Source organism: Marinobacter sp. V032 (assembly GCF_052645435.1).
Genome location: NZ_JBQXYE010000005.1, coordinates 82,337 through 106,047 on the forward strand (window position 1 = coordinate 82,337; position 23,711 = coordinate 106,047).

General features: G+C 56.9%; 21 protein-coding genes. 15 read left to right on the forward strand and 6 right to left on the reverse strand.

Annotation, left to right across the window (positions count from 1 at the left end; genetic code table 11):
• The first annotated feature begins 21 nt into the window (after positions 1-21).
• The 6 genes from sufC (at position 22) to ACUN9X_RS17435 (ending at position 4,850) form a co-directional block, all read left to right on the forward strand.
• Positions 22-783, forward strand: coding sequence for a Fe-S cluster assembly ATPase SufC (sufC, locus tag ACUN9X_RS17410; RefSeq protein WP_260038052.1), 762 nt, complete (start codon positions 22-24; stop codon positions 781-783).
• Positions 784-792: 9 nt separating this feature from the next.
• Positions 793-2,082 (forward strand): Fe-S cluster assembly protein SufD, encoded by a 1,290-nt coding sequence (gene sufD / locus ACUN9X_RS17415; RefSeq protein ID WP_445473876.1) that lies wholly within the window; start codon positions 793-795, stop codon positions 2,080-2,082.
• Between the two features lie 6 nt (positions 2,083-2,088).
• Entirely contained in the window at positions 2,089-3,333 is a 1,245-nt protein-coding gene (locus ACUN9X_RS17420) for an aminotransferase class V-fold PLP-dependent enzyme (protein WP_445473877.1), read from the forward strand.
• A gap of 45 nt (positions 3,334-3,378) precedes the next feature.
• Entirely contained in the window at positions 3,379-3,732 is a 354-nt protein-coding gene (locus tag ACUN9X_RS17425; RefSeq protein WP_260038055.1) for a HesB/IscA family protein, read from the forward strand.
• Between the two features lie 80 nt (positions 3,733-3,812).
• The gene (gene sufT, locus ACUN9X_RS17430) at positions 3,813-4,355 is read left to right on the forward strand and encodes a putative Fe-S cluster assembly protein SufT (RefSeq protein WP_260038056.1); all 543 of its coding nucleotides are present in this window, start codon (positions 3,813-3,815) and stop codon (positions 4,353-4,355) included.
• Positions 4,356-4,391: 36 nt separating this feature from the next.
• Positions 4,392-4,850: a SufE family protein gene (locus tag ACUN9X_RS17435; RefSeq protein WP_445473878.1), complete on the forward strand. Its 459-nt coding sequence runs from the start codon at positions 4,392-4,394 to the stop codon at positions 4,848-4,850.
• Positions 4,851-4,932: 82 nt separating this feature from the next.
• Here ACUN9X_RS17435 and ACUN9X_RS17440 read toward each other — a convergent pair whose 3' ends face one another.
• Together ACUN9X_RS17440 and ACUN9X_RS17445 are read right to left on the reverse strand one after the other, a co-directional pair.
• Positions 4,933-6,141 (reverse strand): flagellar assembly protein T N-terminal domain-containing protein, encoded by a 1,209-nt coding sequence (locus ACUN9X_RS17440; protein ID WP_445473879.1) that lies wholly within the window; start codon positions 6,139-6,141, stop codon positions 4,933-4,935.
• A 5-nt stretch (positions 6,142-6,146) separates the two neighbouring features.
• Complete coding sequence (locus ACUN9X_RS17445; RefSeq protein ID WP_445473880.1) at positions 6,147-6,680, reverse strand: LPP20 family lipoprotein; 534 nt, start codon at positions 6,678-6,680, stop codon at positions 6,147-6,149.
• 319 nt (positions 6,681-6,999) lie between these two features.
• Here ACUN9X_RS17445 and traF point away from each other — a divergent pair, with 319 nt between their 5' ends.
• From traF to ACUN9X_RS17470, 5 genes are all read left to right on the forward strand, one after another.
• A complete protein-coding gene (gene traF, locus ACUN9X_RS17450; protein ID WP_445473881.1) occupies positions 7,000-8,232 on the forward strand; it encodes a conjugal transfer protein TraF in 1,233 nt (410 codons plus the stop codon).
• A gap of 124 nt (positions 8,233-8,356) precedes the next feature.
• Positions 8,357-11,011, forward strand: coding sequence for an EAL domain-containing protein (locus ACUN9X_RS17455; protein WP_445473882.1), 2,655 nt, complete (start codon positions 8,357-8,359; stop codon positions 11,009-11,011).
• An 85-nt stretch (positions 11,012-11,096) separates the two neighbouring features.
• Positions 11,097-12,233: a multifunctional CCA tRNA nucleotidyl transferase/2'3'-cyclic phosphodiesterase/2'nucleotidase/phosphatase gene (locus ACUN9X_RS17460; protein ID WP_445473883.1), complete on the forward strand. Its 1,137-nt coding sequence runs from the start codon at positions 11,097-11,099 to the stop codon at positions 12,231-12,233.
• Positions 12,230-12,976 carry a pteridine reductase gene (locus ACUN9X_RS17465; protein WP_445473884.1) on the forward strand — a complete coding sequence of 249 codons (747 nt, stop codon included), beginning with the start codon at positions 12,230-12,232 and terminating at the stop codon, positions 12,974-12,976. Before ACUN9X_RS17460 ends, ACUN9X_RS17465 begins: the two co-directional genes overlap by 4 nt.
• A gap of 93 nt (positions 12,977-13,069) precedes the next feature.
• Entirely contained in the window at positions 13,070-14,248 is a 1,179-nt protein-coding gene (locus ACUN9X_RS17470; protein WP_260038064.1) for an acetyl-CoA C-acetyltransferase, read from the forward strand.
• An 84-nt stretch (positions 14,249-14,332) separates the two neighbouring features.
• Here the strand turns inward: ACUN9X_RS17470 and ACUN9X_RS17475 are convergent, their stop codons facing one another.
• Complete coding sequence (locus tag ACUN9X_RS17475; RefSeq protein ID WP_445473885.1) at positions 14,333-15,499, reverse strand: iron-containing alcohol dehydrogenase; 1,167 nt, start codon at positions 15,497-15,499, stop codon at positions 14,333-14,335.
• A 372-nt stretch (positions 15,500-15,871) separates the two neighbouring features.
• On the opposite strand from ACUN9X_RS17475, the gene ACUN9X_RS17480 reads away from it, so the two are divergent.
• Positions 15,872-17,440, forward strand: a complete 1,569-nt coding sequence (locus tag ACUN9X_RS17480) for a Re/Si-specific NAD(P)(+) transhydrogenase subunit alpha (protein WP_260038068.1) — start codon at positions 15,872-15,874, stop codon at positions 17,438-17,440.
• 11 nt (positions 17,441-17,451) lie between these two features.
• Positions 17,452-18,849 (forward strand): Re/Si-specific NAD(P)(+) transhydrogenase subunit beta, encoded by a 1,398-nt coding sequence (gene pntB / locus ACUN9X_RS17485; protein ID WP_260038069.1) that lies wholly within the window; start codon positions 17,452-17,454, stop codon positions 18,847-18,849.
• A 121-nt stretch (positions 18,850-18,970) separates the two neighbouring features.
• Here the strand turns inward: pntB and ACUN9X_RS17490 are convergent, their stop codons facing one another.
• The 3 genes from ACUN9X_RS17490 to ACUN9X_RS17500 form a co-directional block, all read right to left on the reverse strand.
• Complete coding sequence (locus ACUN9X_RS17490; protein ID WP_445473886.1) at positions 18,971-19,435, reverse strand: tRNA (cytidine(34)-2'-O)-methyltransferase; 465 nt, start codon at positions 19,433-19,435, stop codon at positions 18,971-18,973.
• A gap of 149 nt (positions 19,436-19,584) precedes the next feature.
• Positions 19,585-20,082, reverse strand: coding sequence for a protein-export chaperone SecB (gene secB / locus ACUN9X_RS17495; RefSeq protein ID WP_260038071.1), 498 nt, complete (start codon positions 20,080-20,082; stop codon positions 19,585-19,587).
• A 178-nt stretch (positions 20,083-20,260) separates the two neighbouring features.
• A complete protein-coding gene (locus tag ACUN9X_RS17500; protein WP_260038072.1) occupies positions 20,261-20,677 on the reverse strand; it encodes a rhodanese-like domain-containing protein in 417 nt (138 codons plus the stop codon).
• 198 nt (positions 20,678-20,875) lie between these two features.
• Here ACUN9X_RS17500 and gpmI point away from each other — a divergent pair, with 198 nt between their 5' ends.
• Complete coding sequence (gpmI, locus tag ACUN9X_RS17505; RefSeq protein ID WP_445473887.1) at positions 20,876-22,423, forward strand: 2,3-bisphosphoglycerate-independent phosphoglycerate mutase; 1,548 nt, start codon at positions 20,876-20,878, stop codon at positions 22,421-22,423.
• Between the two features lie 29 nt (positions 22,424-22,452).
• A complete protein-coding gene (locus ACUN9X_RS17510; RefSeq protein ID WP_445473888.1) occupies positions 22,453-23,655 on the forward strand; it encodes a murein hydrolase activator EnvC family protein in 1,203 nt (400 codons plus the stop codon).
• Positions 23,656-23,711 lie beyond the last annotated feature (56 nt).

Here is a 23,711-nt window from a genome sequence, read left to right on the forward strand (position 1 = left end):
AGACGAGAGAGAACGACATCCATGCTGAGCATTCGTAACCTGCACGCCTCCGTCGAAGGCAAGGAAATCCTCAAAGGCATCAACCTGGACATCAAACCGGGTGAAGTTCACGCCATTATGGGCCCCAATGGCTCGGGCAAAAGCACGCTGTCCGCCATTCTGGCTGGCAACGAAGCCTACGAGGTCACCGACGGTGAGGTGCTGCTGGATGGCAACAACCTGCTTGAACTGGCCACAGAAGAGCGTGCCCGTGAAGGCATTTTCCTCGCATTCCAGTACCCGGTCGAGATTCCGGGCGTCAGCAACATGCAATTCCTGCGCACTGCGGTCAACGCCATGCGCACCCATCGCGGCAAGGAAGAGCTGAGTGCTGTCGAGTTCATGAAGCTGGCGAAGGAAACCTCAAAGCAGGTCGATCTTGATCCGGAATTCCTGAAGCGCGGCGTCAACGAAGGCTTCTCCGGTGGCGAGAAAAAACGCAACGAAATCATGCAGGCGCTGATGCTTGAGCCGCGGATTGCGATTCTCGATGAAACCGATTCCGGCCTCGATATCGATGCATTGAAAGTCGTATCCGATGGCGTCAATGCTCTGCGCTCTCCTGAACGCGCCGTGTTGATGGTGACCCACTACCAGCGCCTGCTGAACCACATCGTGCCTGATTATGTTCACGTCCTGGCCGGCGGCAAGATCGTCAAATCAGGTGGACGGGAACTGGCGCTGGAACTGGAAGAGCGCGGTTATGGCTGGTTGGGCATCAAAGACGAAGTCGAGGCCAGCTAAGGTATGGTTATGACGAAAGCAGCCCCAACCCTGAACGCAGATTTCCTGGAAGCCGCTGGCAGCAACCTGCCATCGCCACTCCAGACTTTGCGGGCACAGCGCGGCAAGGCACTGGTTGATATGCCACTACCGACTCGCCGAACCGAAAACTGGAAATACTCCAGCCGGTACCTGCAGTTGTCAGACGCCATGGCATCGGCCCTCCCCTCTGGGCGCAAAGCAGGCCCGGCACTGGCATTCGATGGCTATCACGTGGTGATCCATAACGGTGTTGTCGTGCCGGAAGCCAGCGATTTCCCCGATATCGACGGTATCGAGATTCTGAGCTTTGCCGATCTTGATGATATCGCAGCCCAGCAATTGGCCGAGCGTCTTGATAACACGCTGGACAGCAACGCCGTCCAGATGTCACGGCTGAATACGGCGCGCTTTGAAGACGGTCTCTTTATCCGTCTGAAACCCAACGCCGTGATGGAAAAGCCTTTATTTGTCATCTGCGAAACTGATGCGCATGCCACCGGTTCGGTGTACCCGCGCATTTACGTCGAAGCGGGCACCAACAGCCAGATGACACTGGTTGAAGAATACATGTCCACCGGTACTGAGCCGGCACTGGTTAACACAGTCAGCGAGTTCAGTCTTGCCGACGGCGCGAATATCACCAGCGTGCGGCTGTCACTGGAAGGCACCAACACCCAGCATATCGGCGCAACCGGTGCTCGCTTGTTGGCTAACGCCCGCTTTGACAGCCACTGCGTGGGCTTCGGTGGCCCGCTGCGCCGGCATGACCTGCAGGTACGGCTGGAAGCGGCTGGTGCAGAATGCCGCCTGAACGGCGTCGCCGTGACTCAGGGCAAGCAACATTACGATAACCACACGACCATTGAGCATGTGGCGCCGCACTGCAACAGCGAAGAAACCTATCGCAATATTGCAGCAGACGAATCCCACGCCATTTTTAACGGCCGGATTCATATTCACAAGGATGCCCAGAAATCCAACGCCAACATGAGCAACAAGAACCTGTTGCTGTCCACTGGCGCGGAGATCGACACCAAACCCGAGCTGGAAATCTACGCTGACGATGTTAAGTGTGCCCACGGCGCAACCATCGGTCGGCTTGATGAATCAGCCCTGTTCTATCTGGTATCCCGGGGTATCGACCGGCGAGAAGCCAATACCCTGCTCAGCATGGCATTCATCAACGAACTGATTGCCCAGATTCCGGTCGAGGCCGTTCGGGAAACCGTGCAGGCACGACTGAATCAGTTTATCGAGCAGACCTTTAAAGGAGCCTGATTGACGATGACCGATCTCGCTGCGGGCAAAAAAGCACTCAACGTCGAGGCCATTCGCAAAGACTTCCCGATACTGTCCGAGACGGTCAACGGCAAGCCCTTGGTGTATCTCGACAACGGTGCGTCTGCCCAGAAACCGGTGCAGGTGCTTGATGCCATGGACCGTTACTACCGTCAGATGCATTCCAACGTGCACCGTGGCGCCCATACGCTGGGCGATCGCGCCACTGCGGCGTTCGAGGGTGCGCGCGACACTGTTCGCCAGTTTGTGAACGCCCGCAGCACCCGGGAAATCATCTGGACCCGCGGTACAACCGAAGCGATCAACCTGGTGGCTAACGGTCTGGCAGGTCAACTATCTGAAGGCGACGAGATTCTGGTCAGCCAGATGGAGCATCACGCCAATATCGTGCCCTGGCAGATGATTGCCGAACGCACCGGCGCTGTCATCCGCCCGATTCCGATTACGCCTGAGGGTGAACTGGATCTTGCAGCTTTCGACATCCTGCTCGGCGAAAAAACACGAGTGCTGGCGCTAACTCACGTATCCAACGCGCTGGGCACCATCAATCCGATCGAAAAACTGATCCGCAAGGCCCGCGACAAAGGCGTGATTACCGTCATTGACGGTGCTCAGGCGGTGCCGCATTTCAAGCCTGACGTGCAGGCACTCGGCTGCGATTTTTACGCTTTCTCCGGCCACAAGCTGTTTGGCCCCACAGGCATTGGCGTACTTTACGGCCGCGAGGAGCTACTGGAAGCCATGCCTCCCTATCAGGGCGGTGGCGAGATGATTGAGCGGGTGTCGTTCGAAAAGACCACCTGGAACACCCTGCCTTACAAATTTGAAGCCGGCACACCGGCCATCGCTGAAGCGGTGGGGCTTGGCGCGGCGATCAACTATCTCGAGAGCCTTGACCGCAAAGCCGTTGAAACGGCAGAACAGGCGCTGTTACAGCACGCCAACAAGCTGGTGGAAACCGTACCCGGCATGCAGGTCATCGGCACTGCCGCGAATAAAGTACCGGTGATGTCCTTTAAAATTGAGGGTTTGCACCCCAGTGATATAGGCACACTGCTGGATCAGCAAGGCATTGCCATTCGCACCGGCCATCACTGCGCCATGCCGCTGATGGATTTTTTCAGTGTGCCCGGTACAGCCAGGGCATCGTTCGCGTTTTACAATACGCTGGATGAAGTGGAGCAGCTGTTTGCCGCGCTCCAGAAAATTCAGCGCCTGTTTGCCGACTGAACCGGCGTTCAGGTATCAATCACCATACTGAAAGGGGGCGAATCAATGACGGCAGAAACCTTTACACCGAGCGTTGGCGTCACCATGACACCGGCAGCGGTCGACCACGTCCGCAAACAGTTGGCAAAGAAGCCGGATGCCCAGGGTATTCGTCTGGCCGTGCGCAAGAGCGGATGCTCTGGCTTTATGTACGAAACCGAGTGGGTCACCGAACAACTCGACGATGACGCGGTTTTCACTATCGACAACGTCGATGTCTACGTTGAGCGCAAACACCTGCCGGTAGTGAATGGCACGGAAATCGATTTCATCCGCGAAGGGCTGAATTCGATGTTCCACTTCCGTAACCCTAACGCGACGGCCGAGTGCGGTTGCGGCGAGAGCTTCTCAATTGCCTGAACCGCTTACAGCGTATTGAAGCGCAACGGGGATAGTCCGGGAACGAAGCAACACTGATTGAAAGGCGAGGCAGTCCGAACATGCAAGAACGCGAAGTTGTCCTGACCAAGCGCGAAGTAGAGGCACGCCTTGTGCCCTCCGGAACCGAGATCATGGTGCCGGCCGATACCTTTGTGACCATTACCCAGTCACTTGGCGGCACCTTCTCCGTCGCCGTCAATGGCAACCTCGCGCGCATTGAAGGCCACGACGCAGATGCCCTCGGCAAAACGCCGCCTGAAAGCAGCTTTGACACCCCGGAAGACGGGTCGGTCAACGACCATCAAGTATGGGAAGCCATGCGCAGCTGCTATGATCCGGAAATCCCGGTCAACGTGGTCGATCTTGGCCTCATCTACTCGTGCGAAGTCGTGCAAGGCACAGAAGAAGGCAATCAGGTTAATATCGTGATGACCCTGACAGCAGCCGGCTGCGGCATGGGGCCTGTGATCACCGAGGACGTCAGACGCAAGGTTGAGCACGTGCCTAACGTCGACAAGGTCAACGTGGAACTGACCTTTGATCCGCCGTGGAACAACGACATGCTCACTGACGAAGCCAAGCTCGAACTGGGCATGATGTAACGCGCCATTCATTCACTAACGAATTCTGAATCTGATATGATCGCTTCCCAGCAGTTTCTCGACAATCCGCTCGGCCAGAAAATCACGCTCGATGATGTAAACGATGCCTTTGAGTTCCTGGATGACTGGGAAGAGCGTTACGCCTATATCATCGACCTCGGCAAGCAGTTGCCGGCGTTTCCGGAAGAGCAGAAAATCGAAGACAATTACGTGCATGGCTGCCAGAGCCAGGTATGGCTGATCCACTATCAGGACGCGGATTCTGGCCGGCTGTTCCTGCTGATCGACAGCGATGCCATGATCGTTCGAGGCCTTGCCGCCATTATCCTGATCGCGCTGAACGCTCGTAAACCGAGGGAGTTGCTCACAGTCGATATAGACGAACTGTTCGAGAAGCTTGATCTTTTCCGCCACATCTCTCCTACCCGTGGCAATGGCCTGCGTTCAATGGTCGGCAAGATCCGTGAACTGGCCGCGCAGGAAGCCACCCAGTAGCTGAGACTTCCAGCGCGCACCCAACAAAAAGCCCGGATGATCAATCCGGGTTTTTTGGTTTCGGGGACCGGGGCATCCAGCCCTACCACATGATAGCAATATCATCCCGCTGCAAATTCAGCTGCCCACCTTCAGTCATAATCAGGCCATTACTGAAATCGGGATGAACATTATTAACGGTCATGGTGGCTTTGGCATCCCGTAGTTCCGGCGTCGCATCCGGGGCATCAAAGAAACGGAAACTGCGATACAACTGAAGCTCATCCCCAGGCCTTAACCCTGAAGTGGCGCCAGACGCCAGATAAACTGCCTGACCGTCAACCCGAGTGATCCGTGTAATGAACGGCTGGCAGGCAATCGCGCTCTGGATCGCCTGCCCCATCTTGTCCAGCGCTTCACCCACCGCTTGACCATAGCCTGACTGTCGGAAAGCCGCCGAGCCAAAACCCGTAACCTCCGTCGAATCCACATCCCATTCACCTGTTGCCGTGAATCGCTGCCGGTAAACCGGTGATCCGCTGAAGCCGTCATAAACCATCAGGTCGGCAACAAATTCCCGGTTGCGGTTGGTCATCCCCATGCTGCGCTTCATGCGATCGGTCACTGACGCCCCCCATGCGCGGGGATCCGACAGACTCAAATCGCGAATAACACCGGTCACCACAAACTGGGCATCAAGCTCTCGTGCCAGTTCGATGATATTGGTCAGGCTGTTATCAAAGCGCTGGCTGGTAGGTGCATTCAATGGCTCGGGAAACATCTGTAACCGCGAGGCACTCAGCACTTCCATGCCGCCATCTGCAACCACTCGCTGCCTGAGTTTTTCCGGCAAGACTTCGCCGGCATCGCCGATTTCACCCACACTGGTCTGCTCCGGGTGCAAAACCGGGAATCCCGTAATCGCCACACGCTTGCGCATGCGCGCTGCATCCCGCGCTTCGCAGTGTTGGGCGACAGACATGTCCGCCTCAATTGTCAGCCGGAGGATATTGCCGCGACGTTGCTCTTCGAGGATGCGAACCTGCTTTGCGCGCGCCCTTGACGCAACAGTCAGTCGCGAGTCAGTGAGTACACCATTTTCCATGGTGTCCTGACTGTTGATGGTCGCTTCATATTGCAGTGCCGCATCGCGCAACGCCGAGGTTCGCGCGTCATCTCGCGCCGCCTGAATATCGTCGCCGACGATAACTGCCTGACCTGTGCCCTGCACCCACTCAGCAGATGCTGTGCCAGCAAAGCACACACATATCCACACCAGACATCCGCCAAGCCAACGCTTTGCCACCGCCATCAATATCACTCCAGATAGTAAAGGGAATCGACATTCTTGCTTTGGATGTCGCCCTGGCTGTCGTTGGTTCGCGGCATCGGTATCGCACAGGCACTCCGCACGTCGGCATCATCATGCTTTGCCACACATTCACGGAACCGCGGCTCAAGCTTGAGCTCCATAACCGACTCAATCACCCCATCACTGTGCTCGTTAACCGCCACCAGTTTGGCGCCACGAATATAGCTATCGACATAGGTCCGGAACATATCGTTTCGAAGAACGAAATCATTCACCGTCGAGCTTCCGTAAATCACTGTGCCGTATACCCTTTCCGCCAGGTTACGATAGGCATCCAGTTTGGAAGCCCGCCGCGCGAGCAGTCGCTTGCGTGTATCCAGCCGGTCAGCGCTGGCGTTTTCATAAGTGCCAAAGCCACTGACGCGCACAACAATCGGTTCAGGCCTGTTTTCTCGGGCACTTTGCTGATCCTGACCGGAGCTTGCGCAGCCCGACAGGGCAAGAACAGAGGCCAGCAGGCCAATTCCCAGATACTTCATGATGAAAGTTCCCCGACAGTTTCGGTATGTCATCGTTGATTTTCACAGACCCATGAAAAAATCACGCCACAATACACAAGGCACTGATAGTTATTGCGATATTCCCATTCACCCCTTTTTATCGGCATCACCGGGCGGCAAAAACATACCGCCTTTGGTCCTGCCGCGGTGGCCGACAAATGTCATTGTTTTACAAACGATTAACAATGCCCCCACACAACGTAACTCCACGCCAGTAGTTGCCCGGGCGCCACTCCCCTATATTTTCCAACAGACAAAATCCTTGAGAAAACGTACGTTGAACTGGAGAAAGACTCTCATGCGACTATCCCGCCTCGCCCTGGCTGTCAGCCTCGGACTGGTCACCACACAAACCTTTGCCGGCCCTCAGGCCTTCACCACTGCCCGATCATTTGCCATGGGCGGCACCGGCGTGGCGGTTGCGCATCCTGCTTCGGCAAACACTTCCAACCCGGCGATGATGGCTGCTACGCATCACGAATGGGCTGACGACTTTGGCGTTATTTTCCCTTCAGTCAATGCCCGCTTCGCTGATGATGAGGAAGTGCTCGACCAGATTGACGCCATTCAAGACACCATAGACCGCATCAACGAAAGCGCGAGTAACAATAATATTCCAGGCGTGCAGCAAGGCGCGGGCGTGCTCGAGAGCCAGCTTCGAGAACTGAATCAGGATACAGCCCGGGCTGACGCAGGTCTGGGCTTCAGCATCGCACTGCCACTGGAGCATTTTTCAGTAGGTGTATTTGCCGACGCCTCTGTGCGCGCCACAACCCGGGGCAATGTCAGCGACAGCGACCTGCTGATTCTGGACCAGATTGAAAACGACGCCGTAACAGCCGGTACCGTCAATGATATTGGCGACCAGTTGACGTCAGACGGCACCATCATCGCCGCAGCCGTCGGTGAAGTCGGTATCAGTATCGCTCATGCATTTGAAGTAGCAGACAACCGCACCCTGTCAGTTGGCGTTTCCCCCAAGTACGTTCAGCTGCGCACGTTTGAATACCGACAGGATGTCAGCGACTTCGAAGATGATGACTTTGACGCGGACGAGTACCAGACCGACGATAGCGGCTTCAACGTTGACCTGGGTGCAGCCTACGCCTTCGGTAGCGAGCAGAACTGGACGGCGGGTCTGGCCGTGCGTAACCTGATCCCGATGGATCTGAAATCCAACAGCGGTCGAACCTTTGAGCTCGAGCCCACTGTAACGGCCGGTATCGCCCACCAGGGCAGCATGCACGTGCTGACCGCCGAAGTGGACCTGACCAAGAACAAAGCCTTCGGCTACGGCGACGACACTCAGTGGCTGGCGCTGGGCGCCGAGTTTGACGTCTTCCGCTATGTTCAGCTGCGCGGCGGTGTACGCCAGAACCTGGCCAGCAACGACAACAACGCGGGCATCGAAGAGACGACTCAGTTCACCTTCGGCTTGGGCGTGTCGCCATTTGGCGCACATCTGGAGTTAGCGGGACTTGTTAGCGATACTGAGATGGGCGCGGCGATAGAACTGGGCGCAGCGTTCTGACCAGACACTTGTAGATTCAAGGACGGCCATACCCTGCGAGGCATTCAACATGCTTGCATGGGTATGGTGCCATTAGCTCCGGATAGTCAACACCTGACAAAAACAAAATAATCAGGGTGTCCAATTGCTCAACGGTACGACGGTTAGCCAACACCAGAGCTGCATCCGCCCCTGGTGGCACAACATCATCGTTGGTGTCTTACTGACGCCAGTAAACGGTGTTGCCTTAATTTTACTGTCGTTGCTCACCCTGCCTGCGATTGCCGCTCAACCGATCGACCCCACCTCTGCGCAGCAACCACTGACTTTACAGACAGATATTCTGATCGAAAGCCAGCCGCTCACGCTGAAAGACATCATGCAGGTGCCGGAATCAGATTGGCAGCCTGCGCCGGAGGATATCAACCAGGGCTACGACAGCCGTGGCCACTGGTTCCGCATCCAGCTCGATAACAAATCAGGACAGAATCTCGACCGGCTACTTGAGATCGCCTATCCACTGCTCGACTTTATAGAGTTCTATGAAGTGAGCCGCGGACAGCTGATCCGCAAAATCATCACCGGCGACGAGTTGCCTTTCTCTGCTCGGCCTATCGCCAACACCAGCTTCGTCATTCCGCTGGCACTGGACGCGGCAAGTACTAAAACGGTTTATCTCAGGATCCAGACCCAGGGCACGCTGCTGGTGCCGCTGGCATTGTGGCAGGATACGGCATTTTGGGCCGCCAGCTCCCAACAAACTGTCTGGCGCAGTATGTTCTACGGTATTTTGCTGGTCATGGCCGCCTTCAACCTGTTTCTGTTCCTGTCGATCAGGGAGCGCGCCTATTTCTACTATGTCGTTGTAGTGCTCTCGATACTGGTGCTGATGATGTCGCTGCATGGTTTCAGCTTCCAGTATCTGTATCCCGCATGGCCCAGGATCAATGATCGCCTGCTGCTGTTTATTGTCCCCTTCAGCCAGTTGAGCCTGTGCCTGTTCGCGTCGGAATTTCTGATGCTCAAAAGGCGGCATATCTACTGGCACAGAGCAATGATGATTCTGGCCAGTTTGACAGCGGTAATGGCCATCACCAGCCTGTTTATGCCCTACGCGCTTTCAATCAGAGCGTCTGTCGCCCTGGCCTTACCCGTTTCGCTGGCGAATCTTGCTGCCGGCCTTACATTGCTTGCACAGGGCGAAAAAAATGCCCGTTTCTTCTCGGTCGCGTGGATGTCGCTACTTCTCGGCGTGCTGGCCACTGTACTCCACCAGTTCGGCCTGCTCCCCAGCGTGTTTATTGTCGAAAACGGCATACCGCTGGGCGCGTCGATACAGGCGCTGCTCTTCTCATTTGCTCTTGCCGATCGCTACAACCGCAGCAAGGAGGCCTACTTCCGCGCCAAGGAAAATCAGCTTGAAGCACTCAAGCGCCAGCAGGCAACCGAGGCGGCGCTTTACCGCGCCAGCAGTCACCACGAACTGACGGGCCTGCCCAACCGAGCGCTATTTGAAAGCATCATCAAATCCGACGCCCAACAGGACGAGAAGACAAAACTGAGCGCGTTGTTTCTGGTGCACCTATTGCACTTTGACGACGTCAACAAAACCCTTGGCCACGAGTACGCCGACCAACTCCTGACGCAGTGCGCCCGGCGCCTGAACACACTGGCCAACCAATGCGCCGGCATTGTGATACTCGAAGAAGCGCCTGAACCAAGTGCTATCGCCCATGTTGAGGGGGTAAGCTTTACCTTTATGCTCACCGGCGATACTCGCAAGGAGATTATTGAAGCCTCCCGACCTCTGACAGAAGGCCTCAGCAACCCGATCGAGTTTCTGGGGCTCACCCTTGAACAGCAGTTTGTCGTCGGCTGCAGCTTTGCCGAAGGCGACGACGTTGCGCCATCAAGTCTGTTGCGTGAAGCGTTCATCGCATTTGACCAGCATCATCACTTTCATGGGCAGATTGCGATCTACCACCCCGAGATGAATCCCTACAGCCCTCGCCGCCTGATGCTGATGACGGATTTGCGCGAAGCGCTGCGCACCGACAACCTGGCGCTGCATTTCCAGCCACAGATCCACCTGCAGTCGCGCCGGGTGGCCGGCTTCGAGGCCCTGATCCGCTGGCAGCATCCCGAACACGGCCTGGTGCCGCCTGATGAATTCATCCCGATGGCAGAGCAAACCGGGCTGATCAAACCCGTGACCCGCTGGGTCATTGTGCGGGCCTTGCAATTCTGCAAATCGCTGGATCAACTGGAGTGTGACGCCACGGTTTCCGTCAACATCTCGGCAATCAACCTGCGGGAACCTGATTTTTGCGCAGAAGTCTGTGAATTGCTGAACGCCAATCACGTCGCCGCTCAGCGGCTGGTGCTCGAGGTAACGGAAAGCGCCGCCATGGCTGATCCCGCGCACTCTCTGGCGGTGCTGAGCGCCCTCAGAAAAGCCCATGTACGATTGTCGATTGATGATTTTGGCACCGGGCATTCATCGCTATCTTACATTCGAAAGCTGCCGGTCAACGAAATCAAGATCGACCGCTCTTTCGTGACCGAAATGAGCCATAACCAGGGGGATGAAACCATCGTGCGCACAACCCTGAACATGTGCCACGACCTGGGCTACGAAGTGGTCGCAGAGGGAGTTGAAAACGCAGAAACCCAGACACTCCTGAGTGAGATGGGCTGTGATGTTATCCAGGGTTATCATATCGCCCGCCCCATGGCACCGGACGCTGCGCTGGCCTGGCTGGAAGCCACCGAATGGGCACGACGCCATCTTCCCGATTGAGCAGGGAGTTTGCGCGCCAACGCCTTCAACCGGATAATCCCTCCGGGGCCATCAAGAGCCTCTCATTTTTTGTTCGGGAGCTTACATGGAGATCTATCTGGTTGGCGGTGCAGTCCGCGACGCCCTGCTGGGACGCCCCGTAAAAGACCGGGACTGGGTGGTGGTCGGCGCGACACCGGACGACATGCTCGCCCGGGGGTTCCGTCAGGTCGGCGCCGATTTTCCGGTTTTTCTGCATCCGGACACTCAGGAAGAATATGCACTGGCTCGCACCGAACGCAAACAGGGCCATGGCTATCACGGCTTTGAAGTTCACAGCGCGCCGGATGTCACGCTGGAGGACGACCTGCTGCGGCGTGATCTTACGATCAACGCAATGGCCCAGGCGAGTGACGGCAACATTATTGATCCTTTCTCCGGTCAGCAGGATTTGGACAATCGCCTGCTCCGCCATGTATCGCCCGCCTTTGCCGAAGACCCCTTGCGCATTTTGAGAACTGCTCGATTCGCCGCCCGTTTTGCTTCACTTGACTTCAAGGTCGCCGACGAGACCCTTACCCTGATGCGAAAAATGGTGGACGACGGCGAAGTAGATTTTCTGGTGCCCGAAAGGGTCTGGACCGAAATGCAACGCGCAATGCAAGAAACAGCGCCCCGGGTGTTCTTCGACGTTCTACATCAATGTGGCGCCCTCAGCCCTCTGCTACCGGCACTCGCAGACGCCCTGACTGAGAACGACCAACCGTTGAAGGCACTGACGGCCGCCGCCCGACTCAGCCACAACACCGCTGTGCGTTACGCCGCTCTGACAGCCGGTCTCGGTGATTCGGAGGCCGTACGCGCCCTGTCCGATAAGCTGAAAGCGCCCAACGATTGCCGCGAGCTCGCCATGATCCTGGCAGCCCAGCGAGACGTCCTGCTGCATACCGAATCTCCGGGCGCAGAAGCTCTGCTTGGCCTGTTCAACCAATCCGATGCCTGGCGTCGCCCCGAACGCTTCGCCGAGCTGCAGGTCGCCGCCGAAGCATTGGCACAAGCCCTTGGCCGGAACATCGATACCGATCAGATAAAAACGGCACTTGGCGCCGCGCAAGCAGTAGACCCCAGGCAGTTGATGGCGGAGGGATACAAAGGACCGGAGTTGGGAAAAGCCATCCAACATGCACGACTTGACCATATAGGATCAGTAATCAATCCATCTTCACAAGGCATGCCTGAATGACACCATCTGACGCCGTCGCTCTGGTCACCGGTGCAGCCCAGCGTTTGGGCGCGGCCACAGCCGAGCACCTGCACACACGAGGTTTGCGGGTGATCATCCATTGCCGCAGCCATCGGGTCGAAGCAGACGCACTGGCAGCAAAACTCAATCTGCAACGCCCTGACTCGGCAACTGTAATGCAGGCTGACCTGACTGAACCTGACGCTATCAACCAACTGGCAATCAACGCCTGCGCCTACTGGCAGCGACTGGATGTGCTGGTCAACAACGCATCTGTTTTCTACCCGACTCCGACCGAATCCGCATCACTGGAGGACTGGGATGTCATCATGCACAGTAACCTGCGCGCCCCCTTTCTGCTCGGCCAGGCCTGTGTGCCCGCGCTGCGTCAGAGCAAAGGGTGCATCATCAACCTGATCGACATTTATGCCGAGCGCCCGCTGGCCGACCACCCGCTTTACTGCGCCAGCAAAGCGGGATTGGCGATGTTGACCCGCTCCTGGGCGCGTGATCTCGGGCCTGACATCAGGGCCAACGGCGTGTCCCCTGGCGCTATTATGTGGCCGGAACAGGATGACGCCGTAACCCTGGACTATCAGGACCGCATTGTGAATGCCACCTCGCTCAAGCGCACCGGCAACGCGCAGGATATCGCCGGCGCGATTGGATACCTCGCGTGCGATGCGCCCTATGTCACCGGTCAGATTCTGGCAGTCGATGGCGGCCGCAGCCTCAACATATAGGATCAATGCCCGCATGGGCGCAGGGAGCTGATCCGGCCGCAAACCCGCAAATTCAGATACAATGTCCATACACTTATAACAGGAGTAACGCTGATGCGTGACGTCGTCATCGCGGCAGCCCGCCGCACCCCCGTAGGCGCCTTTGGTGGCAGCTTGTCCAGCTTGCGAGCCGATCAACTCGGCTCTGCCGTGATCAAAGCGTTAATCGAAGAAACGGGCATTACCGGCGACCAGGTCGACGAAGTCATCATGGGACAGGTTCTCACTGCAGGCTGCGGCCAGAACCCTGCGCGCCAGGCCAGCATTAATGCCGGCCTGCCAACGAGCGTGCCAGCCATCACCATCAACAAGGTCTGCGGTTCCGGCCTCAAAGCCGTGCACATGGCGGTTCAGGCCATTCGTTGCGGCGATGCCGAGCTGATTATTGCCGGCGGTCAGGAAAGCATGAGCCAGTCTCCTCATGTATTGCCTAACAGCCGCAACGGTCAGCGCATGGGCGACTGGAAAATGGTCGACACCATGGTGAATGATGGTCTGTGGGATGCGTTCAACGACTACCACATGGGTATTACAGCCGAGAATATCGTCGAGAAGTACGACATTTCCCGCGAGGAGCAGGACAACTTTGCCGCCAGCTCACAGCAAAAGGCTGTGGCCGCAATGGAAGCCGGCTACTTTGACAGCCAGTTGGTGCCACTGAGCATTCCCCAACGCAAGGGCGATCCGGTTGTTGTAGACAAGGACGAATGCCCCCGTGCCGGCGTGACCGGTGACAGCCTGGGCAAGTTGCGCCCGGCCTTCAAAAAGGACGGCAGCGTCACTGCCGGCAACGCTTCCTCGCTTAATGACGGTGCCGCAGCGGTTATCGTCTGCAGCGCAGAGAAAGCACAGGCACTCGGCTTGACGGTTCTGGCGACCATTCGCAGCCACGCCAATGCCGGTGTTGATCCAACGATTATGGGGACAGGTCCAATTCCCGCCAGCAGCCGCTGTCTCGACCGGGCAGGCTGGACCGTTGACGACCTGGATCTGATTGAAGCCAACGAAGCTTTTGCCGCCCAGGCCATTTCGGTCAACCGGGAACTCGGCTGGGATACCAATAAAGTCAACGTCAACGGTGGTGCAATTGCGCTGGGCCATCCGATCGGCGCATCCGGCTGCCGCATCCTGGTGACCCTGCTGCACGAAATGCAACGCCGGGACGCCCATAAAGGGCTGGCGACATTGTGCATCGGTGGCGGCATGGGCGTGGCTCTGGCCGTAGAACGCTAAGCCCCAACACTGAAAAGCGACCTTACCCGTATTGCAGGGTAAGGTCGCTTTTTGATACCAGACGCAAGACTCAACCCGCCGGCTCTACGCCTGGTGCCACACCTGTTCATATAAATCGACAATTTCTGCCTCGCTGGGGACTCGGGGGTTATTCCCCGGAGAACCAGACGCCAGCGCCTGCTGAGCCATCAATCCCTGTAGCGACACATACTTTTCCCGCTCAATCCCGAAATCCGCCATGCTCGGCACCTGCAGCTCGCGGTTGATTGCCTGCAGCTCGTCCAGCAAACGCTCATTGGCGAGGGTATCCGAATCTTTTGGCGTGGCTATCCCCATAGTGCGGGCGCACTGCGCATAGCGGGCCGGAGCACCGGGCAGGGAAAAGCGAGTGATTGCCGGCAACAACATCGCATTACTGAGGCCATGAGGCACATGAAAGTGCGCGCCAATTGGACGGCTCATACCGTGGACCAGCGCGACCGAGGCATTGGAGAAGGCGATCCCGGCGAGCGTCGAACCCAGCATCATCGCTTCTCGCGCCTCCCGATCATCCGGATTGTGGTAGACCCGGCGAAGGTTGGGCGCCAGCAGCGCAATTGCCGAAAGCGCCTGCTGGTCACTAAAAGGGCTCGCCTTCTGGCTGACATACGCCTCAATGCCATGAGTCAGCGCATCAATCCCGGTATCTGCCGTCACTCGAGGGGGCGCCGTAAGCGTCAACTCAAAATCGATAATTGCCGCCAAGGGCATAAAGGCCAGGCCCATACAGAGCATCTTTTCGTCAGATTCTGCATCAGTAATGATCGTAAACCGGGTCGCCTCTGAACCCGTGCCCGCGGTTGTCGGAATAGCGATCACCGGCAAGCCGGCTTCGGTGACGTCACGCGGTACTTTATAGTCGGCCATGCGGCCGCCATGTTTGCCGAGTACACCGATCGCCTTGGCACTATCGATCGCGCTGCCGCCGCCCAACGCCACAATCGAATCAAAACTGCCATCTTTGAGCTGCTGAACTGCCGGCAAAAGAGAAAGTTCCGAAGGCTCCGGTTCCGTTTCGGCAAACACGCCACAACTCATCCCCGCGCTACCGAGCACATCATCCAGCAGCTCAACATGCCCAAGGGAGACCATCATCTGGTCTGTGACAATCAACGGATGCCGGCACCCGAGCGTTTCCAGCACAGCCGGCAATCGTCTGATGGCGCCGGCTCCGGTTTCCAACATGCGTGGCAATACAATTCTGTGCGTCATACTCCAGCCCTCCTGATGACAGTTGCGCCGCTTGCATGGAAGCGGGCCAGTGCTCTTTTCCATCAATGTCGCGTAAGTCAGGCAACCCGCAATCAGAATCAACGTGATGCGCGACGCACTTCCAGCGCGGACATCACACGGCTAACTGTCTGCCGACTGAACGTCAGGACAAAAATAGAGGTAACAGCAATAACACGTGGCGGGATGACAGGAAAGGAAGGTATAAAGCAGCGCGTTTGAGTCGCTTCAAAAGCCGCTTGAAACTTAAAAACCAGTAAAAAAATCGCATAGCTCAACAGATCATATCACTCAAAGGCAGCACATAAACTTAGACCATGCGATAATGCGCGCGAACATACGGAGAGTGTCTATATGAAATTATGCATACCTAAAGAATGTCATCCCAATGAACACCGGGTCGCAGCGACCCCGGCGTCCGTTGGAAAGCTGATAAAACTGGGCCATAGCGTTGCTATCGAAACTGGCGCCGGTTTGTCTGCAAGCTACACCGATCAGGCGTATATCAACGCCGGCGCCGAGGTTATCGAGGATCCTCGCGAGCTGTGGACCAACGCCGAATTCATCCTCAAGGTCAGGGCGCCGGAATACAACGACGCCCTCGGCGAAGACGAAGCCAATCTGATCAAGGATGGCGCGCACCTGCTGAGCTTTCTCTGGCCTGCGCAAAATCCCGAGTTACTCAAAAAGCTCGCTGACAAGAATGTCACGGCGCTTGCGATTGATGCCCTGCCCCGCATCAGCCGCGCGCAGAAGATGGACGCACTCAGCGCCATGGGTAACATTGCCGGCTATCGGGCCGTGGTTGAAGCAGCGAACAATTTCGGACGCTTTTTTACCGGCCAGGTAACCGCTGCAGGTAAGGTACCGCCCGCCAAGGTCATGGTGATTGGTGCAGGTGTTGCCGGACTGGCAGCCATCGGCGCCGCCCGCAGCATGGGCGCCATCGTGCGTGCTTTCGACACCCGCCTTGAAGTGCGCGAGCAGGTTGAAAGTATGGGTGCAGACTTCCTCACCCTGGAATTTGAGGAAGACGGCAGCGGCACCGGCGGCTACGCCAAGCAGATGAGTCCCGAGTTCATCGAAGCCGAAATGAAGCTGTTTGCTGAGCAGGCCGAAGAGGTGGATATCATCATCACGACGGCCCTGATCCCTGGCAAACCAGCACCGCGGCTGATCAGTGCCGAAATGGTGCGCAGCATGAAGCCCGGCAGTGTCATTGTCGATCTGGCCGCCGAGAAAGGCGGTAACTGCGAGCTCAGCGAGCCGGACAAGGTTGTGATCGACAATGGCGTCAGCATCATCGGCCATACCGATCTGCCAAGCCGCATGCCAAGCGTTTCCAGTGACCTTTACGCCACCAACCTGTTCCAGGTACTGGCCGAACTGACACCGGAAAAAGACGGCGTCATCAAGGTTAATATGGAAGATACGGTTCTTCGCGGCGTCACCGTCACACACGACGGCGATGTGAGCTGGCCACCACCGCAGCCCGAAAAACCAGCAGCGGATCCAGCCAAAGCTCAAGCGGCGCAAGCAACCGCGCCTGCGCCAGAAAAGAAGAAGCCGCTGCTGGGCAGCAAGTTCTGGAAAGGCTTTACTCTGGTGGCGACTATCGCCGCCCTGTATGGCATTGGCGCCCATGCGCCGGAAAGCTTCCTGTCACACTTCACCGTGTTCGTACTGGCCTGCTTTATCGGCTGGCAAGTCGTCTGGAACGTCACCGCTTCATTGCACACACCACTAATGAGCGTAACCAACGCCATCAGCGGGATCATTGTTATTGGCGCAATTCTGCACCTGGCTCAGGCTCAGAACATCATTATCGGCATCATGGCATTCGTCGCCGTGCTGCTTGCCAGTATCAATGTGGGGGGTGGCTTCTGGGTCACACATCGCATGCTTAAAATGTTCAGGAAATAAGGGAAGCGACGATGTCTCAAGGACTAATCAGCGTGGCCTACGTGGTCGCGAGCATACTTTTTATTCTCAGCCTGCGCGGCCTGAGCCACCAGGAAACCGCACGCCGCGGCAATCTTTACGGCGTAATCGGTATCTTCATTGCTGTGGCCGCCACCCTGGCCGGCACCCTCAATGACAGCTGGCTGATCACTGCCGCTGCGATAGCCACGGGCGCGGCAATCGGCATTTTCATTGCCAACAAAGTTGAAATGACGCAAATGCCACAGCTGGTGGCACTGCTGCACAGCTTTGTCGGACTCGCCGCCGTTCTGGTGGGCTATGCGGGTTACGTTGAACCGCTGGTCAACAAAATTGGCGCCGAGCACACCATCAAACTGGTCGAGATCTTTGTCGGCATCTTTGTTGGTGCGGTGACGTTTACCGGTTCACTGGTTGCCTGCGGCAAACTTGATGGCCGGATCGACAGCAAAGCGCTGACCCTGCCGGGTCGCCACCTGATGAACATCATCATCCTGATCGCCTGTGTGGGGCTGGGCGCCTGGTTCCTGGCAACCGACAGCACTGCAACCGGCCTGATGGCATTGACCATTATGACGGCGTTGGCAGCATTGCTGGGCATCCACCTGATCATGGCGATTGGCGGCGCAGACATGCCGGTTGTCGTCTCCATGCTCAACAGTTACTCCGGGTGGGCAGCAGCCTCTATCGGTTTCATGCTCGGCAATGACCTGCTGATCGTAACCGGCGCACTGGTCGGTAGTAGCGGTGCGATTCTGAGCTACATCATGTGCAAAGCCATGAACCGCTCATTCGTAAGCGTTATTCTGGGTGGCTTCGGGCAGACCAGCAGCAGCCAGACTGTCGCTGGCGGTGAAGATCAAACTGTTCAGGAAATCGCGATTGACGAGCTGTGCGAAGAGCTCTGGAATGCTGATTCGGTGGTTATTGCCCCGGGTTACGGCATGGCAGTTGCCCAGGCACAGAATGCGATTGGCGAAATCATCCAGCGTCTGCGCAAGCACGGCGTCAACGTACGCTTCGCCATCCACCCTGTCGCAGGTCGCCTGCCGGGACACATGAACGTACTGCTGGCTGAAGCCCACGTGCCGTACGACATCGTGCTCGAGATGGACGAGATCAACGACGACTTCCCGGAAACCGACGTTGTGCTGGTAATCGGCGCCAACGACACGGTCAACCCGAGCGCGGCCGAAGATCCCAACAGCCCGATTGCCGGCATGCCGGTACTGGAAGTCTGGAAAGCCCGGCGCGTTGTGGTCATGAAGCGCGGTATGTCAGCCGGCTACTCCGGCGTTGAGAACCCGCTGTTCCTGAAAGAGAACACACACATGCTGTTCGGTGACGCTAAAGAAAGCGCCGACCGTATCCTCAGCAACCTGCCTCAGTAAGCATCAACGCCGGAGTCTGAGCCCTGCCTCAAGCAGGTCATCAGGCTCCGGCTTGATCATCCCGCCTTTGAATAACCTGTCTTTTTACCCTGTTGCGCAGCACGCATTTCCCGGCAAGGGATCAAGCCCCGCCCTGAAATCCGTTCTGGCGCCAGGCTTCATAGCAAACCACTGAAACCGCATTCGACAGATTAAGACTCCGCGATGTCTGGCACATCGGCAGCCTCAGCTTGTCTGCGATAGCGGCGCCGTCAAGAATCGCCTGCGGCAGACCCGCCGTCTCGCTACCAAAAAGCAGCATATCGCCTTCCTGATACTCAACATCTGAATATTGCGCAGAGGCCTTGGTAGAAAACGCGAAGATCCGCCGGTCGTGATGGACTTCCAGAAACGCCTCGAAGTCCGGATAGCGCGAAACGTTGGCCAGATCATGGTAATCGAGGCCGGCACGTCTCAGCTTTTTCTCCTCAAAATCAAACCCAAGCGGCTCGATCAGATGAAGCCGAAAGCCGGTGTTGGCCGCCAGACGAATAATATTACCGGTATTGGGCGCAATCTGCGGCTCATGCAATACGATATCGAACATGGTCAATCGCCTCGTCAGGCCTTACGGGAACAATGATGTAGTGGCAGGAATTCGAAAAGAAGGGAAAAACAGGGCTCGCAAGGCAAGACATAAAATAAGGCCGGAACCCGATAACAATCAGACTCCGGCCTCACGATCAGCAACCGTGATCAGTGCTTCTGCTCTTCAGCAGCCTGACCTGCCGCTTCGTCCTGCTGGCGCTTCAGCGCCTGGGCGTAGATGGCATCAAAGTTAACCGGTGCCAGCATCAGCGATGGGTAGCTGCCCTTGTTGACGATACCGTCAATGGATTCACGTGCATAAGGGAACAGGATCGTCGGGCAGTATGCGCCCAGCATCTGACCCAACTGAGGGCCTTCGATGCCCTTGATCATGAATACACCGCCCTGCTGAATTTCAACGATGTACGCAACCTTGTCTTCAATTTTCGCGGTAATGGTCAGCGACAGCACCACTTCGTACTGGGCATCGCCAATTTTCTTGTGCGAGGTATTGAGGTCCAGATTGACCTGTGGCTGCCACTGCTCTTGAAACACTGCCGGAGAGTTCGGTGACTCAAAGGACAGGTCCTTGATGTAAATGCGCTGGAGCGCGAACTGGGGCTGGTTTTCGTTCTCGCTGCCTGCTGCCTGCTGATTTTCAGCCATCTTTAATCCTTCCGATTCTTAACTGAGAGAGCACCTCGCCGGCGCCCGATTTCGATTATTGTTAATAGAGGCTACTTCCGACTGGGAAATATACCTGTTGCCGCTCCTACTGGATGTGAAACAGTGCGCCAACTCACGGTTGAATTCAACCAATGCGCCCCACCAAACGTGCCCGGGCTCACTTTTTCTTCAGTGGCAGGCTGCTGGCTTTCCATTCCGCTATACCGCCGGCCAACCGGCTCACATCAGCGTAGCCTTCGGCATTCAGCTGCTTAACAGCAACCGCAGAATGCTGGCCAGCCTTGTCAGCCACGATAATCTGCTTGCCTTCGTGCTTCTTGAGTTCACTCAGCCGCTCTTTAATTGACGCCAGCGGAATATGAATGGAGCCGACAATGTGACCTTCCGAGAACTCCTTGCGCTCCCGCACGTCCACTACAACGGCCTGATCACGGTTCAGCAGACCGATCGCCGCTTGTGGCGTTACCTTCTTGCCCCCACGACGGGTTTCCAGCAACGCCATCGCCGCCAGCAGTGCCGCAAAGATCGACACCAGAATGTAATGATTTACTACAAATTCCAAAAACTGTTCCATTGAGACAACCTGCCAAGGACCGCAAAAGATAGTGGCAGGATTATACACACCCGCAGCACCCTACAGAAGGAAAGCAGACGGCGATGGCACAGGACATTACCGGACCGTTGCAGACATCCGCCGTACATAGCCTGCAATGCCTAAAGCGGGTAGAATCTTCGTACTTTTTGATATTTCAATTCATTACCGGATGAAGCAATGACCGCGACCCGCAAAACGACTGCCCTGATTATTCTCGACGGCTGGGGCCATCGCGCACCCTCTGACGACAATGCCATCAGTAACGCTGAAACGCCTTTCTGGGACCAGATCTGGCAGAACCAGCCCAGCACACTGATCAACACCTCCGGGATGTTTGTCGGTTTGCCGGATGGGCAGATGGGCAACTCGGAAGTGGGGCATATGAATCTGGGCGCCGGTCGGATCGTCTATCAAAGCCTGACCCGTATCGACAAAGACATCAGCGACGGTGCCTTCGCCGAAAACAAGGTCCTGACTGATGCGGTAGACAAGGCCATTGCGAATGACAAAGCGGTGCACCTAATGGGCCTGCTGTCGCCAGGCGGCGTGCATGCTCACGAAGATCACATCATCGCAGCGGCTGAAATGGCAAAGGCCCGAGGCGCAAAGGCGGTGTATGTTCACGGCTTCCTGGACGGCCGCGATATGCCGCCACGCAGTGCCGAGGCGTCTCTGCGTAAAACGGATGAGCGCCTGAAAGAACTCGGCGTCGGTCGGGTGGCCAGCATGATCGGCCGTTATTTTGCGATGGACCGCGACAACCGGTGGGACCGGGTTGAAGCCGCCTACAACCTGCTCACTGCAGGAGAAGCAGAGTTTACCAGCGAGAACCCGGTAGAAGCGCTGCATGAGGCATACGATCGCGGGGAGAACGACGAGTTCGTCAAAGCGACGCTGATCAAGCCTCGTGGCGCTGCAGACGCCACTATCCAGGATGGCGACGCCGTAATCTTCATGAACTTCCGCGCCGACCGCGCTCGGGAAATCACCCGCGCCTTCGTCAGTGACGATTTTGATGGCTTCACGAGAAAAAAACGGCCAGCACTGGCCGAATTTGTCATGTTGACCGAATACGCAGCCGACATCGACACCGCCTGTGCCTACCCACCCGCAACCCTGGTGAACAGCATTGGCGAATACATGGAAAAGCTGGGCAAGACCCAGTTGCGGATAGCTGAAACAGAAAAATACGCCCACGTGACATTTTTCTTCAGCGGTGGCCGTGAAACACCATTTGAAGGCGAAGAGCGTGTGCTGGTGCCCTCACCGCAAGTAGCGACCTACGATCTGCAACCTGAGATGAGCGCGCCGGAAGTGACCGACAAGCTCTGCGCAGCCATTCGCAGCGGCGATTTTGATCTGGTCGTCGTCAATTATGCCAACGGCGACATGGTTGGCCACACCGGCAACTACGACGCTGCGGTCAAAGCTGCACAGTGCCTGGACGATTGCCTGCAGAAAATTGCCGCCGCACTGGAAGATGTCGACGGTCAGGCGCTGGTAACTGCTGATCACGGCAACTGCGAACAGATGACTGACCCCTCCTCAGGTCAGGTGCATACCGCTCACACGACAGGTCCGGTGCCTTTGGTTTATCTTGGCAGTGGATCTCTGAGCCTGAAAGAAGACGGCGCCCTGAGCGACGTTGCGCCTTCGCTGCTCTCACTGATGCAACTGGAACAGCCCGCCGAAATGACAGGTCACAGCTTGATCCAGTTCAGCTAAGGCTCCGGGAGCAGTAGGTGCCGACCCTGATGACGGCCAGACATTACCTCAAGCAGCCAGCCCGCCCACGGCGAGTAATCGCTCGCCGCAATGGCCTGGCCGGATTGCTGCTGGCCGTTGTCGCAAGCGTGTTGGCATGCAGCCCTGCTATCGCCGAAGATACCGTATCTCCCTCCCAGATCCGCGCCCTGAAAGAAGAGATCGCAGGCATTGACGACTGGCTGAAAGACGCCGAAAAAGATGAAGGCCAGCTGGAACAGACCCTGGCCAGGGCAGAACGCGATATCAGCCGTCTCAAGAAAGAGCGGCGGGCGCTACAGAAAAAGACCGCCGAACAAGAGGCCGAGCTGGACGAACTGAATAACAAGATGCAGCAACTGCAGGACACACTGCATGCCCAGCGTGAGGCACTCAGCGCCCAGATCCGCACCGCCTGGATGGAAGGCGACGCGCCGGCCATCAAGGTCCTGCTTAACGAGATTGACCCGCAAAAACTTGCCCGACTGATGACCTACCACGAATACATCAGTCGCTACTCGCTCGAGCAACTTGCAGCTTTCAACAGAACACTCAAGGCACTTCAATCCACACGTGAGCAAGTCACCAAGGCGCAACTCGATCTGGCGCAGACAGCTGCATCCCTGGCCGACCGCCAGAGCGCGCTGGAAAAACAACACAAGGCGCGGGAACGCACGCTGGCATTGCTCAAGTCGGATATCAGCAAAAAGCGCTCACGGCGCGACAGCCTCATTGCAGACAGGAAGCGGCTGGAGAAGCTCCTGAAGGAAGTTGAAGCGGCCATTGCCGATATCCCGACCCCGAAAGAGTCTCAGCCTTTCAGCACATTACGCGCTAAACTCCCCTGGCCGACCCGTGGTAAGGTGATTATCGGCTTCGGAGAAAACCTGCATGGCGGCCGGCTCAAGCACAACGGCCTGCTGATTTCGACCAGTGCCGAGGCGGAGATCAAAGCCGTTCATTACGGGCGCGTTGTGTTCTCCAACTGGCTGCGCGGCTTCGGCTTGCTCACCATCATTGATCATGGCGGTGGCTATATGAGCCTTTACGGTCGCAACTCAAGCCTGCTGAAAAGCCCGGGCGACTGGGTAAAAGCAGGCGAACCCATCGCCATCGCAGGCGATAGCGGACAAGGATCAGGTTCACAGCTCTATTTCGAGATCCGCTCCAAGGGCAAGCCGCAAAATCCATTGAAATGGCTCGGAAAACGCTGACAACTCGGGCGCTGCCCTCCATACTACAATTCAAATAAAGTATCGCGAGAGTACAG

What these genes read in the sequence shown, in the direction of transcription:
- sufC (WP_260038052.1), top strand. Translation starts at nt 22, where the DNA reads ATGCTGAGCATTCGTAACCTGCACGCCTCCGTCGAAGGCAAGGAAATC.
- sufD (WP_445473876.1), top strand. Translation starts at nt 793, where the DNA reads ATGACGAAAGCAGCCCCAACCCTGAACGCAGATTTCCTGGAAGCCGCT.
- ACUN9X_RS17420 (WP_445473877.1), top strand. Translation starts at nt 2,089, where the DNA reads ATGACCGATCTCGCTGCGGGCAAAAAAGCACTCAACGTCGAGGCCATT.
- ACUN9X_RS17425 (WP_260038055.1), top strand. Translation starts at nt 3,379, where the DNA reads ATGACGGCAGAAACCTTTACACCGAGCGTTGGCGTCACCATGACACCG.
- sufT (WP_260038056.1), top strand. Translation starts at nt 3,813, where the DNA reads ATGCAAGAACGCGAAGTTGTCCTGACCAAGCGCGAAGTAGAGGCACGC.
- ACUN9X_RS17435 (WP_445473878.1), top strand. Translation starts at nt 4,392, where the DNA reads ATGATCGCTTCCCAGCAGTTTCTCGACAATCCGCTCGGCCAGAAAATC.
- ACUN9X_RS17440 (WP_445473879.1), bottom strand. Translation starts at nt 6,141, where the DNA reads ATGGCGGTGGCAAAGCGTTGGCTTGGCGGATGTCTGGTGTGGATATGT.
- ACUN9X_RS17445 (WP_445473880.1), bottom strand. Translation starts at nt 6,680, where the DNA reads ATGAAGTATCTGGGAATTGGCCTGCTGGCCTCTGTTCTTGCCCTGTCG.
- traF (WP_445473881.1), top strand. Translation starts at nt 7,000, where the DNA reads ATGCGACTATCCCGCCTCGCCCTGGCTGTCAGCCTCGGACTGGTCACC.
- ACUN9X_RS17460 (WP_445473883.1), top strand. Translation starts at nt 11,097, where the DNA reads ATGGAGATCTATCTGGTTGGCGGTGCAGTCCGCGACGCCCTGCTGGGA.
- ACUN9X_RS17465 (WP_445473884.1), top strand. Translation starts at nt 12,230, where the DNA reads ATGACACCATCTGACGCCGTCGCTCTGGTCACCGGTGCAGCCCAGCGT.
- ACUN9X_RS17470 (WP_260038064.1), top strand. Translation starts at nt 13,070, where the DNA reads ATGCGTGACGTCGTCATCGCGGCAGCCCGCCGCACCCCCGTAGGCGCC.
- ACUN9X_RS17475 (WP_445473885.1), bottom strand. Translation starts at nt 15,499, where the DNA reads ATGACGCACAGAATTGTATTGCCACGCATGTTGGAAACCGGAGCCGGC.
- ACUN9X_RS17480 (WP_260038068.1), top strand. Translation starts at nt 15,872, where the DNA reads ATGAAATTATGCATACCTAAAGAATGTCATCCCAATGAACACCGGGTC.
- pntB (WP_260038069.1), top strand. Translation starts at nt 17,452, where the DNA reads ATGTCTCAAGGACTAATCAGCGTGGCCTACGTGGTCGCGAGCATACTT.
- ACUN9X_RS17490 (WP_445473886.1), bottom strand. Translation starts at nt 19,435, where the DNA reads ATGTTCGATATCGTATTGCATGAGCCGCAGATTGCGCCCAATACCGGT.
- secB (WP_260038071.1), bottom strand. Translation starts at nt 20,082, where the DNA reads ATGGCTGAAAATCAGCAGGCAGCAGGCAGCGAGAACGAAAACCAGCCC.
- ACUN9X_RS17500 (WP_260038072.1), bottom strand. Translation starts at nt 20,677, where the DNA reads ATGGAACAGTTTTTGGAATTTGTAGTAAATCATTACATTCTGGTGTCG.
- gpmI (WP_445473887.1), top strand. Translation starts at nt 20,876, where the DNA reads ATGACCGCGACCCGCAAAACGACTGCCCTGATTATTCTCGACGGCTGG.
- ACUN9X_RS17510 (WP_445473888.1), top strand. Translation starts at nt 22,453, where the DNA reads ATGACGGCCAGACATTACCTCAAGCAGCCAGCCCGCCCACGGCGAGTA.